We start from the raw sequence: 12,228 nt of genomic DNA on the forward strand, positions 1-12,228 counted from the left end.
TTAAATGAGTGGATATTTAATTTTATTTTTCTTGGGTGGACCGATTGTATTGGCGATAAGTAATTTACTATTAGGCCCAATTTTCAATAAAAAAATACCATTTAAAATACACTTTAGATCATTTATGGTAGGCACAGTGGTTTATTTGTTAGGGGCTAGTTTAATATATTATTTTGTACTTCAAGATAAATTGTAAATTTGTACCTGATATTAAATTTAAAAAAGGGGCTTCTATACGGAGGCCCCTTTTAGCACGCAAACAAAGCACTGTTGCGAAGTCAACTGTATTATATATGTGAGCTTATATTTAATATAAGCATTGTTAATTATAAAAGTTGGAAAATCAATGTTGCTACAACGAGGACGAGTAGTATTGAATCTATACCTACCATGATTGCAAAACGCGTATTTTTTTCACCAGTTTCTTTAGAAGCTTTTACTGCTTTTAAATTAGGAATCAAACTTACAATCAGTAAAATGATTACAATAACGCCTATAATCATACTCATGATCTGTCACCACCATTTTTATTTTTTTCTATATATTCCCAAACATAACCAGCGATGATACCAAGAATTAAACCGACAATAATACCAACTTTTATAGTAGATATTAAAGCACATATGATAATAGCTATTAACAATGCGATTGGAATCGTGATACCAAATTTATATTTTCGCTCTGGTGAATCAACAATAGAAAATAAGACATAATATAATATAGCAAATACTACAATTACAAGTAGACTTTTTAAAATTAATTGTCCAATTGAACTATCTGAACCAGAAACATAATTTAATAAGAAAAATAACACCCCAAAGATAAGAGAAACTGTAATTGTTTTTTTTAGTAAAATTTTATTCATGTTGAACTCCTTTGTAATAAAATCTAATGAAAATTATACCATAGAAAGTTTGAAATATAGAATGTCGCAAAATTAATGTAACCTTTCACCATCATATTGATGATGATCATTTAAATAGGCGTAAAACAATCCGATAATCAACCCCCCGCCAATATAGTTTCCAAAAGCAGCACCAAGTAAATTAATTAACGTAGGGATCACTGACATTAAATCACTTTGATAAACGAGTCCACCAGCAAATAATACAGAATTATAAACGACATGTTCATAACCCATAAAGGCGAATATGGATACGCCAAACATCATGACAAACATTTTAGCTAGAATGTCATCAATTTGCATGGCGATAACTAATGAAATATTGATAAAAAATTAGCGAATATACCTTTGATTAAAATTGCTAAAAATCCTGCAGCAAATAGCTTATGTTCAATTGCAACTTCAAGTTGAATGAACATCTCTGGAGATATAATATCTGAAAGTCGCGTGAGTGTGAAAAATATTAAGCCTCCAGCCATATTCCCAATGAAGCATAAGGTGAAAATTTTTAAGACACGCATAGGACTAATAACACGATAATACAATCCAACAGTGAAATACATAAAATTACTTGTTAATAATTCTGAATTGGTGAATAGTATTAGTACTAGTGCGAAACTAAAGGCGATGGATGAAACTAAATTTGTCACACCAGAGGCCACATCGCCTCCGAGGCTAGCTTTAATTAACAACACGAATACAGTAATGATACCTAAGATAAACCCGGCCATCGTGGCACGTAATAGATAACGCTTTAAGTAAAAACTTTGAAGTACGTCCTTGGTTCTAATCGTTTCAACTACATGGTTAATCCATACCTTACCATAGAAGACTTTATCCCATTTAATGTTTTTCTCATTCAATTACTTATCCTCACTTTCGATAGGTTCGGACAAGTATACTATGCTAATTAATATTTGTGAATAAATTCACAATATCTACATAATAAATTTCATGATGATAGTTGAAAAATAAAAAATTGGAATTTGTAAAATTACTTTGCAATTTTTGACGAAATAAAATACAATTAATAACGGAAATGTAAGCCCTTACATAAATCGAAAATAATTATTCCAATTTTTAGAATTTATAGTATAATGGCGACATAATAAGTGTTTCATCTGTACTTACAATCGAAAGAGATGGGGTTTGAATTATGAACGAGAACAAAGAATTACATAGGGGGCTAGGTGCACGTCAAATGCGCATGATTGCACTTGGCGGGACAATTGGAGTAGGACTATTTATGGGCGCAACAAGCACTATAAAGTGGACAGGTCCTTCTGTTATATTTGCATATTTAATAGCAGGTATCTTTTTATTTCTAGTAATGAGAGCTATGGGGGAGATGGTTTATTTATATCCTACCACAGGTTCTTATGCTAACTTTGCAAGTGATTACATACATCCAGTGGCAGGCTATTTAACTGCTTGGAGTAATATATTCCAGTGGATTGTCGTCGGTATGAGTGAAGTGATAGCCGTAGGAGAATATATGAATTATTGGTTTCCGGATTTACCACAGTGGATTCCAGGTGTACTGGTAGTAATATTATTAGCCAGTGCTAATCTAGTGTCAGTTAAAGCTTTTGGTGAATTTGAATTCTGGTTTGCAATGATTAAAGTAGTGACAATTATCTTAATGATTATTGCAGGATTTGGATTAATCTTCTTCGGATTAGGTAATGGAGGAGAAGCACTTGGTTTATCTAATTTATGGGCACATGGTGGATTCATGCCTAACGGTTGGATTGGATTCTTCTTTGCACTGTCTATTGTTATAGGCTCTTACCAAGGTGTAGAATTAATCGGTATTACAGCCGGAGAGACAAAAGACCCTCAGAAAAATATTAAAAGTGCCGTTAATGGCGTCATTTGGCGTATATTGATTTTCTATATTGGTGCGATCTTTGTAATTGTAACAGTTTACCCTTGGGATCAATTAGGTAACATTGGTAGTCCATTTGTTGGAACATTTGCAAAAGTTGGTATTACGTTTGCAGCTGGCTTTATTAACTTTGTAGTATTAACTGCTGCTATGTCTGGATGTAACTCTGGAATATTCAGTGCGAGTCGTATGACATTTACATTATCTCAAAGAGGACAAATGCCTAAATTCTTTTCAAAAGTTATGAAAAATGGTGTTCCTGTGTGGACAGTAATAGCAATTTCTATTGGTATTTTAATTGGAGCATTACTAAATGTTATCTTACCTTTATTTATTGAAGGTGCTGAGAGCGTCTTTGTTTATGTATATAGTGCATCTATTTTACCAGGTATGGTACCGTGGTTTATGATTTTAATTAGTCATTTGAAATTTAGGAAACGTTCTCCTGAATTAGTAAAAGATCATCCCTTTAAAATGCCAGGCGGAGCATTTACAAACTACATTACAATGGCATTCTTTATTACAGTATTAATTGGAATGTTATTCAATAAAGAGACAGTTGTTTCTGTAGTAATTGGTATTGTATTCTTATCGTTTATGGCGATTTTCTATTTCTTAAAAGGCTATCATAAGTTAGATAAAGATAAACAAATTTAATATAGGTTGAATTAAATGTAGGTTGGCTATTTTATGACTAAAATTACAAAGTTATAAAATAGCTAACCTTTTTATTATAAAAACGTCTATCAAAACCATAGGTATATAAGCATTTACACAACTAGTGTTTTACAGAAAATTTACATTATTAAAATATTGAGACAAAATTAGAGTATTACACTTAACATGTAAGCACAATAATACATATCAAAGGAGTTATTAATTTATGAAACTATTAAATAAGTTAGCAACTGTAACTGTAGCTAGTGCAATTGTTGTTGGATCTGCATTAGGAAATGTACAATCAACATATGCTTCTGGTGATGGAAAAGCATCAAATGATACACCTGATGTGTCGTATATGGGAAATACTGAAAATCCTAAAAATGTAATATTTTTAGTAGGAGATGGCATGGGACCATCTTATAATTCAGCGTATCGTTATTTTGCAGATAATCCTGAAACAAAAGAAATGGAAAAAACTGCGTTCGATCAACATCTTGTCGGCAATCAACGTACAAATCCAGCTGACCCGAAAGAGAATGTAACTGACTCAGCAGCATCAGCTACTGCGTTTAGTTCTGGTCATAAAACATATAATGGGGCAATTGGTGTAGATGAAAATCAAGAAAATGTTAAAACAGTATTAGAACAAGCAAAAGAAAATGGCAAATCAACAGGCTTAGTTTCCACTGCTGAGATTACAGATGCAACACCTGCAGCCTATGCATCACACGTAGACTCACGCGATAAAAAAGATGAAATTGCACAACAATTTTACAATGATAAAATTAACGGCGAACATAAAGTAGATGTCTTACTTGGCGGTGGTGCAAAATATTTCGGTGAAGAAAATGGCAACTTAGCAGATAAATTTAAAAAAGATGGCTATGACGTTGTAGATAATAAAACAGATTTACAAAAATCAACAAGTAAACAAGTATTAGGTTTGTTCGCTGATGGAAATATGCCATTACAAATAGACGCCCCTGATAAAAATCCTAAATTATTAGATATGACAGAAACTGCAGTTAATAAATTACAGCAAAATGATAAAGGGTTCTTCTTAATGGTGGAAGGTGCTTCGATTGATAAAGCAGGTCACCCAAATGATGTTACTGGTGTAATGTCAGAAATGGAAGGTTTTGAAAAATCATTTGATTATGCTATGAACTATGCTAAAGAACATAAAGATACACTTGTAGTGGCAACTGCAGATCACTCAACAGGTGGTTTATCAATTGCCAAAGGTGAAGATTACCTTTGGAACCCTCAAGTAATCCACGATATGAAACATTCAGGAACATACATGACTGAACAAATTGCCAAAGGCGAAGATGCTGAAAAAGTAATTAATGAAGGTTATGGATTTGATGTAGAGGCATCTCAAATTGATAAAATTAAAGATGAAGCTGAGAAGTTGAAAAAATTAAATGAAGATGATGATGCATATGAAGGGCAATTACAAGAATTACAAAACGCAATTCAAAAACCAATAAATGATAAATCGAATACAGGTTGGACTACAACAGGACACACAGGTGAAGACGTGAACACATATGCTTATGGCCCTGGTAGTGATAAATTCCAAGGAAATATAGATAATACTGATAATGCTAAAAACATTTTTGAAATCTTAAAAAGTGAAGCTAAATAAATAAAATATCAATACTTAGGATAACTTAAAATAAGGCACTAAAAATTACTATACGATTTACTAGTCTCTTATTTTAATTCACAAAAAAGCACCTATCAAGACAGCGTATTTTGCTGACGATAGGTGCTTTTTTATAGTTCAACTTAACATATAGATTAATGTTTGAATTGAATTTTAGATAAATGCTTACGATAATTATCTAAAGCCATTTTAGACTGTGTAATAGAGTCTAATGCACTTTGATAATTCAATGCGATATAGCGATAGTAAAGTATATCTACTGTAAAAAGTTGAGCAAATAATGATGTTGTTGCAGCCATACGTAGTTCGTTTTCATCCGTTTGACCATATATTAAAGTATGGTCTGAAACTTTTGCAACAGGATTATCATTAGAACTAGAAATTGTAATAATTGGAATGTTATAGTCTGTTGCGACTTTAGCCATGGATTGCATTTCACTATGATTACCTTGATTTGTTACAAAGATAATACAGTCATTTTCATCGTGTGTTGCTAATGTTGACATAAATAAATGTGTTTCTTGTAACAAACGGACATTGAGTCCAATGCGTGATAATTTTTGAAATAAATCAGTAACGATTACGAGTGAAGCACCATAACCAAATAGGAATATTGTATTTGAACGCTTCATTGTTTCACAAATACTGTCAATACTATATTCATCTATGTACGTTGATACATAGTTCATCGTGTCTGTTGCACGAGATAGTATTTTTGTTTTAGCGTATCGACTGACTCATTATCCGCCAATTCAAGGTGATTATTATGGATTGCATCATCAGGTAAATAACGAGAAATGGCAATTTTTAATTCTTGGAAACCTTTATCTGTAATTTTTTTACTAAATCTAACGATGGATGCTGTGCTAGTATGGATCTCGTTAGATAAATCTTGTACTGACATATTGATGATTTTATGTGGTGAATTCAAAATAAAATCTGCAATCTTTTTCTCACTTTTAGTTAACTGAGCATAATTGCTGTCAATTTTGTAAAGTACGTTGGTCATAATTAATCACCTAAGCTATCAGATTCTCTCATAGTCTTCGTCGTACCTAAGAAATAGGTGAAGACGAAACCACCTGCGTACGCAGCGAGTAGTCCTGCAATATATCCTAAATACATATGATCTGAAATCAAAGGTAACAATGAGATTCCACTAGGTCCAATTGCAGTTGCCCCAATGTGACCAATACCTCCAACAACAGCGCCACCAATACCTCCACCAATACATGCAGTGAAGAATGGTTTGCCTAACGGTAAAGTGACACCATAAATTAAAGGTTCTCCGATGCCTAAAAATCCTACAGGTAGTGCACCTTTGAGTGTATTTCTTAATGTTGTATTTTTCCTACATCTTACCCATAAAGCTAAAGCAGCACCAACTTGACCAGCGCCTGCCATTGCAGCAATAGGAAGTAAATAAGTTGCACCTGTTTGATTAATCATTTCAATATGAATAGGCGTAAATATATGATGTAATCCTAACATAACTAGCGGTAGGAAAAAAGCACCGATGATAAAGCCACTAAAAACGCCACCGATACTGATTGTAGCATTGATGACAGATACTAAACCGTCAGAAACAAAGCCAGCTAATGGCATAAAGATAAATATAGTTAATAAACCGATGATAAATAACGTAATAGTTGGTGTGACAATAATATCTACTGCATTAGGGACAATTTTATGTAATCGTTTTTCAACGATACTAAGAAGCCATACTGCAAAAATAACGCCAATAATACCACCTTGACCAGGTTGCAGTGGTTCGCCTGTAAATATATTAGTAATAGCATTTTCATCAGTTAATCCTGTGAGTAATGTGGTACCACCAATAACACCACCTAACCCCGGCGTTGCGCCGAATTCTTTGGCTGCATTAATACCTGTGAAGATAGCTAGATAAGCTAACATACCATCTTTAATTACATTGAACACTGTGACAAGTTGTGTAACCCAGTCACCTGAAATTTGGCCAGCAGCTAAAAGATTACTTAATACTGCAGCAATACCACCAATTAATCCGGCACCAATAAAGGCTGGGATTAACGGAATAAAGATATTGGCAATTGTTTTTAATAATTTATTAAAGGCGCCACGCTTTTGTTTGCTTTGAATTGCTGTTTTATTTTCTTGTGCTTTTGCTTCAGCATCAGCTTTATAATTCGTTGAGTTATGAGGGATTGTTTCCCCTAGACGTACACCGCTTAATTGAGATATATGATCCGCTACTTTATTAACAGTACCTGGACCAACTACCACTTGCACGCGTTCGTCTTTTACGACGCCCATAACACCTTGAGTTGCTTTTAATTTATCATAATCTACTTTGTTTTCATCGATTACTTTAATTCTGACACGGGTCATACAATTAATAACATTATCCATATTATCAAGGCCACCAACAGCGTCTATAATATGTTCAGCGAGTTTTTGTTCTTTAGTCATCCTATATACCTCCTTATTGCATCATAGTTATATGGTTCATGTGGCAACGTGACATTGCTATTTAAATCAGAATAAATTAATTTTTTATTGCTTGTTTAATAATATTGTCATTTTGACGTAATTTTGTTTCTGCTTCAGCTTTTGAAATATCACATAGGTACATAACGACTGCTTGTTTAAGGTTTTGGTCTGCGTCATTATAAAGCTTTTGAGCTTCTTCATATGGAATATCACAAATATCTTGAATAATACGCACTGAACGGTCAACTAATTTATGGTTTGTGGCTTTTACATCTACCATAAGATTGCCATAAACTTTTCCCACACCAACCATTGTGATTGTGGAAATCATATTAAGGATTAGTTTCTGTGCTGTTCCTGATTTTAATCTCGTAGATCCAGTTAATACTTCTGGACCGACATTAACTTCTATAGGGAATTCTGCTAGTTTGCTAATTTCTGTATCGACATTGCAAGAAATGGCAACTGTATGGGCACCTAACTCTGTAGCGTATTTTAAACCGCCTTTGACGTAGGGCGTAGTTCCACTGGCCGCAATGCCAATAACTACATCGTTGTCTGTTAAATCAATGTGTTTTAAATCATCATGTGCTAGTGATTCACTATCTTCAGCACCTTCGACTGCGACTGTCATGGCAGGTTGTCCACCGGCTATTAATCCGATGAATTCATCAGGTGTTGTATTAAATGTAGGCACACATTCTGCTGCATCGAGTACGCCGAGTCTTCCACTCGTGCCTGCGCCCATATAGATAATGCGGCCACCTTTTTTAAATTGCTTCGTTGTAACTTCAATGACTTTAGCTAAGTCAGGCAATATTTGTTTTATCTGTTGAGGTACTTTTTGATCTTCTTCATTCATAGTCTCTAAAGCTTGTTGAATAGACATTTCGTCTAAGTGCATGGTAGCTTCATTTCTTGATTCAGTTATTAAATTACTCATTTTTACAGCTCCTTATTCTTGTACGTAAATTCAAATGTGTCATTAGGGCGCATGCATTGAATTAATGGTAAATCGGTCTTTTTAACTTCACCTACAACATTGATGTGATTATGCGGTGGTAAATCATTTTTAATAATTTGTAATTCACCTTGATAACGTCCGTTTAGTTTATTATCCACGGTTATGGCACCGAAATTTCGACCATTTGTTGAAAATGGTTGAATCTCTGTATCACAATAAAGACGAGCTTCTTGTGATCTAATAACGTGAGCTGGATTATCAGCACGTACCGTATGAGGTTTAAATAATATTGATGATACTTGGTCATCTAAAAGCATAATATTTAGGTTGAAATGTCTGTGGTGTAAAAAAGTAATGAGTTGTTGTGCAGCATGTGAATCAATGAGTGGATCTCCAATCATTACATGTTCTACTAAGTGATCTTTAAGTAACTGTGCACTTTGAATAGGGTGCTGATATCTTGTGGATTCAATTGTTGGCAAACCTTTATATAGAGGGCCACGCAATGTTGAACCAGTGATGAAACCAAATATATCTGCTTGTGCGTTATATTTTAAAATCAAATTGTTTTGTGACGCTACGAATTGCGGCTCCAAACCAGTATCAGGTCTTGGATAATAATTATGGCAATAACAAAGATAAGTAAAATCTTTAAGCTCATGGTAAAGCTGTTGCAATAATTGCTCTGAGATGATGCTAGCATTGATACAACATTTGAATCCGTTACTGATAATATCGTTGACGACATTTAAAGAAGTACTATGATCGATACGGATCATAAATTCTGCTGTCTCATATTGATGTAAGAATTGATAGAAATTGTGATCCAGCAACAAAGGATTGATATCAATCATATATGTAAGCTGATCATTAGATAAATAATCTAAAAGTTCTCCCAAATAGCGATATTTAGTACTTTCGTTTTCTTCAGGAATTTGTACAGACGTAAAAATGGTGCTGTAGCCTGAAGCAATCATCCGTTTGATATATGGTTTGTCGATGGGCTGTCCAAGATATATAGAAAATCCATGCATTGCTATCACTCCTTATATTGCTGTAATCGTTTTCATTGTACAACACATGAAAAACTATTACAATTTTAATTTATAAAAATCTTCATAGTGTAATATTGTTACAAAAGAGGGGTTAATAATTGGTGGATACGAAATAAACGTTGCTGAATATCACTTATATATTTCGTTGTATTACCTATAGTTAGTTCATCTATAGGCTGTTCAATTTGTTCAGAAAGAAATTGAAAGTAATTGTAGTGAATAAGAGAAGTATGATGCTTTGAGACGCTTTTTAGAGCGGCGTATTCTTTATCGATATAATCATGAATATTTTGTTTGTAGTCGTTTTTCTTTTTATGATTGGTGACGATTGCAAATTTATATATTTCTAGTAAGTTCAATAATTTACTGATGTGTTGTTCTAAATGATGGAATTCTAAGTTATACATAAAGACTTCCTTTCATAAATGTGATGAAGCTGTTTAATTTAAATTGAAAATATTTCATTGTGCTTAGGGTGAATTTAAATAATCAACATACAATATTGAATAGAATAGGAAGGTAATTATAAACTTGTGAAAAGAAGAGAGAAATTTTGAGAAACGACTTTAGGAATTAATAAACTATTTGCTTATCGAAAAAATATAAGTAATTAAAAATCCAACTGAGACAATTAGGACTCAGTTGGATTTAAAAATTGTTGATAATTATTTATAGTAATGTCTTGAGTCTTGATTGTCTTTTCAAATGAATATGAGATATCGTGTATATCAATAATAGGAATCTCATTTGTTTTACCCAAACCAATTTCAAAGACGACTGCTTTCCACAAACCTTTTTCACATAATAATCCAATAAAAATAACATTTTCAGTGCCTATACTTGTACCGTTATTGTATTCCATTGCCATAACATTTCTTTCAGTACAATAAATGAGGACTTCAGAAAATATAGGTGGTAAATTTGTATGTTGTCGGTGATCAAATTTAATATAACGGTCTAGCTTTTTCAAAGCGCGTCGCATTTTTGTATAAGGTAAATTCAAACATTTTTTAATAATTGCATTAACTTCTTCTTTATAAGGTAACGTAGTGTAAGACTGACTTTCATTAAGCACTAAGAACAAAGCGGATAGTTGATTCTCAGTCAGCTCAATCTCATAACTATTTGGTGTTTCTTGAAGTTGGTAGCCACCTAGTTTACCGTGCTTTGCTAAAATTTTCACACCTTGATCTTCTAAATCTTGAATATCTCTTAAAATCGTTCGTTTTGACACGTCTAAGTTTTTTGCTAACTCTGAAGCGGTAATTTGTCTATTCTCTTGAATAGCTAGAACAAGTTTATTTTGTCTCTCGCGTTTATTCATTAGAAAGTCACCTCCCAAATGATTACATATTACATTTATTATATCATAAAAGTGACAATGACGACATTTAGAAAAACTTTTTTTAAAAAAATAAAGAAAACGCTTACATTAGTTAAAAACTTATGTTAATATGTAATTAGTAACAAGGGGGTAGCGAGTAGATGACAAAGGGGTAGGCTATTACATATAGTTTTGTTAACATCTAATTCGTTCACGTTACTAATCAAACATCTTCAATATTTATTACTTACTTTCCTTTCTATTTAACCGACTAGCTACGCTGGTCGGTTTTATTTTTATGTCATAGCAACAATATGTGTGCCAAAATGTTTTAGTGGTTATGATATATCATATATTTCATTAATATTTCTATGATAAAATATAATAAATTAAAGATAGTTCATACTTAATAAGGAACATAATAATTTATAAATTTAAAGAGGTGCCTATACATGGAAAAAGAACAATTAATTTATATCGATGATGCCGTGAGGTCTTGGCTTGAAACATTGGATAAAATCATCCCGAAGTTAATCGAGGATATGGTTACAAGTACGAAACAAAATAGGTTTGATTTAGTGACAAATGTTGATAAATCAATACAACATAACTTCGAACAATTTTTAAAGCAAAATTTTCCAGAACATCAGTTGTTCGCTGAAGAAAAGTCGAATGAAGAAGTGCATCCTAAAGAAGGACATGTATGGGTTATGGATCCCATTGATGGAACGACAAATTTAGTTAAACAACAAGAAGATTACTGTATTATTCTAGGCTATTTTATTGATGGTGAACCAATGCTGTCATATATTTATGATTACCCACATGGCCAACTGTACAAAGCAGCTAAAGGGTATGGTGCATATGTGAATGGTAAGCGACTAGAAAAACCCGAAAGTATTGATTTACAAGATGCGATTATTTCATTTAATACATTAGTTATGAATGATGAGACCATTCATGGACTAAATGATGCTTCATTTAGTCATCGTTTTATCGGTTCTTGTGGTTTAGATTCAATCCGTGTAATCAAAGGACAATTTGGAGCGCATGTTAACACAAATCCAAAACCTTGGGATATCGCAGCGCAATTCTTGTTTGCCAGTGAACTTGGACTTAAAATGACGACATTAGATAATACGGCACTAGACTTTTCTAAAGCAGGTCCATTTATTATTAGTAACAATGCTTGTCATGAAGAAGTATTAGGTATACTAAATTCTGGAGATGGATACAAAATACAATAAGAAATCACTGTATTAAATATTTATTATATAAATGATAGG

11 protein-coding genes and 2 pseudogenes are annotated in these 12,228 nt (G+C 33.0%); 4 read left to right on the plus strand and 9 right to left on the minus strand.

Annotated elements, in window-relative coordinates:
- The first annotated feature begins 4 nt into the window (after nt 1-4).
- Nucleotides 5-196, plus strand: a complete 192-nt coding sequence (locus tag AOB58_RS11935; RefSeq protein ID WP_002506888.1) for a hypothetical protein — start codon at nt 5-7, stop codon at nt 194-196.
- Nucleotides 197-326: 130 nt separating this feature from the next.
- Here the strand turns inward: AOB58_RS11935 and AOB58_RS11940 are convergent, their stop codons facing one another.
- The 3 genes and pseudogenes from AOB58_RS11940 to AOB58_RS11950 form a co-directional block, all read right to left on the minus strand.
- Nucleotides 327-509: a hypothetical protein gene (locus AOB58_RS11940; protein ID WP_002506889.1), complete on the minus strand. Its 183-nt coding sequence runs from the start codon at nt 507-509 to the stop codon at nt 327-329.
- The gene (locus tag AOB58_RS11945; RefSeq protein WP_002506890.1) at nt 506-865 is read right to left on the minus strand and encodes a hypothetical protein; all 360 of its coding nucleotides are present in this window, start codon (nt 863-865) and stop codon (nt 506-508) included. Before AOB58_RS11945 ends, AOB58_RS11940 begins: the two co-directional genes overlap by 4 nt.
- A 72-nt stretch (nt 866-937) precedes the next feature.
- Nucleotides 938-1,767, minus strand: a pseudogene (locus tag AOB58_RS11950) (formate/nitrite transporter family protein).
- A gap of 293 nt (nt 1,768-2,060) precedes the next feature.
- On the opposite strand from AOB58_RS11950, the gene AOB58_RS11955 reads away from it, so the two are divergent.
- Nucleotides 2,061-3,449, plus strand: a complete 1,389-nt coding sequence (locus tag AOB58_RS11955) for an amino acid permease (protein ID WP_002506892.1) — start codon at nt 2,061-2,063, stop codon at nt 3,447-3,449.
- Between the two features lie 226 nt (nt 3,450-3,675).
- Nucleotides 3,676-5,106: an alkaline phosphatase gene (locus AOB58_RS11960; protein ID WP_064783498.1), complete on the plus strand. Its 1,431-nt coding sequence runs from the start codon at nt 3,676-3,678 to the stop codon at nt 5,104-5,106.
- A 155-nt stretch (nt 5,107-5,261) separates the two neighbouring features.
- On the opposite strand, the pseudogene AOB58_RS11965 reads toward AOB58_RS11960, so the two are convergent.
- The 6 genes and pseudogenes from AOB58_RS11965 to AOB58_RS11990 form a co-directional block, all read right to left on the minus strand.
- A pseudogene (locus AOB58_RS11965) lies at nt 5,262-6,136 on the minus strand (MurR/RpiR family transcriptional regulator).
- A 2-nt stretch (nt 6,137-6,138) separates the two neighbouring features.
- Nucleotides 6,139-7,578: a PTS transporter subunit EIIC gene (locus AOB58_RS11970; protein WP_021338444.1), complete on the minus strand. Its 1,440-nt coding sequence runs from the start codon at nt 7,576-7,578 to the stop codon at nt 6,139-6,141.
- A gap of 76 nt (nt 7,579-7,654) precedes the next feature.
- Nucleotides 7,655-8,542 (minus strand): N-acetylmuramic acid 6-phosphate etherase, encoded by an 888-nt coding sequence (murQ, locus tag AOB58_RS11975; protein ID WP_064783499.1) that lies wholly within the window; start codon nt 8,540-8,542, stop codon nt 7,655-7,657.
- Between the two features lie 2 nt (nt 8,543-8,544).
- Nucleotides 8,545-9,597, minus strand: a complete 1,053-nt coding sequence (locus AOB58_RS11980; protein WP_021338442.1) for a MupG family TIM beta-alpha barrel fold protein — start codon at nt 9,595-9,597, stop codon at nt 8,545-8,547.
- Between the two features lie 98 nt (nt 9,598-9,695).
- Nucleotides 9,696-10,025 (minus strand): hypothetical protein, encoded by a 330-nt coding sequence (locus AOB58_RS11985; RefSeq protein WP_002506898.1) that lies wholly within the window; start codon nt 10,023-10,025, stop codon nt 9,696-9,698.
- A 224-nt stretch (nt 10,026-10,249) separates the two neighbouring features.
- Entirely contained in the window at nt 10,250-10,942 is a 693-nt protein-coding gene (locus tag AOB58_RS11990) for a helix-turn-helix transcriptional regulator (protein ID WP_021338440.1), read from the minus strand.
- A 452-nt stretch (nt 10,943-11,394) separates the two neighbouring features.
- Between AOB58_RS11990 and AOB58_RS11995 the strand changes: the two genes are divergently transcribed.
- On the plus strand, nt 11,395-12,189 hold the full coding sequence (locus tag AOB58_RS11995) for an inositol monophosphatase family protein (RefSeq protein ID WP_064783500.1): 795 nt from the start codon (nt 11,395-11,397) through the stop codon (nt 12,187-12,189).
- The last annotated feature ends 39 nt before the right edge of the window (nt 12,190-12,228 follow it).

The organism is Staphylococcus sp. AntiMn-1, assembly GCF_001663395.1.
Lineage (GTDB): Bacteria > Bacillota > Bacilli > Staphylococcales > Staphylococcaceae > Staphylococcus > Staphylococcus equorum.

What these genes read in the sequence shown, in the direction of transcription:
- AOB58_RS11995 (WP_064783500.1), top strand. Translation starts at nt 11,395, where the DNA reads ATGGAAAAAGAACAATTAATTTATATCGATGATGCCGTGAGGTCTTGG.
- AOB58_RS11960 (WP_064783498.1), top strand. Translation starts at nt 3,676, where the DNA reads ATGAAACTATTAAATAAGTTAGCAACTGTAACTGTAGCTAGTGCAATT.
- murQ (WP_064783499.1), bottom strand. Translation starts at nt 8,542, where the DNA reads ATGAGTAATTTAATAACTGAATCAAGAAATGAAGCTACCATGCACTTA.
- AOB58_RS11990 (WP_021338440.1), bottom strand. Translation starts at nt 10,942, where the DNA reads ATGAATAAACGCGAGAGACAAAATAAACTTGTTCTAGCTATTCAAGAG.
- AOB58_RS11940 (WP_002506889.1), bottom strand. Translation starts at nt 509, where the DNA reads ATGAGTATGATTATAGGCGTTATTGTAATCATTTTACTGATTGTAAGT.
- AOB58_RS11980 (WP_021338442.1), bottom strand. Translation starts at nt 9,597, where the DNA reads ATGCATGGATTTTCTATATATCTTGGACAGCCCATCGACAAACCATAT.
- AOB58_RS11955 (WP_002506892.1), top strand. Translation starts at nt 2,061, where the DNA reads ATGAACGAGAACAAAGAATTACATAGGGGGCTAGGTGCACGTCAAATG.
- AOB58_RS11935 (WP_002506888.1), top strand. Translation starts at nt 5, where the DNA reads ATGAGTGGATATTTAATTTTATTTTTCTTGGGTGGACCGATTGTATTG.
- AOB58_RS11985 (WP_002506898.1), bottom strand. Translation starts at nt 10,025, where the DNA reads ATGTATAACTTAGAATTCCATCATTTAGAACAACACATCAGTAAATTA.
- AOB58_RS11970 (WP_021338444.1), bottom strand. Translation starts at nt 7,578, where the DNA reads ATGACTAAAGAACAAAAACTCGCTGAACATATTATAGACGCTGTTGGT.
- AOB58_RS11945 (WP_002506890.1), bottom strand. Translation starts at nt 865, where the DNA reads ATGAATAAAATTTTACTAAAAAAAACAATTACAGTTTCTCTTATCTTT.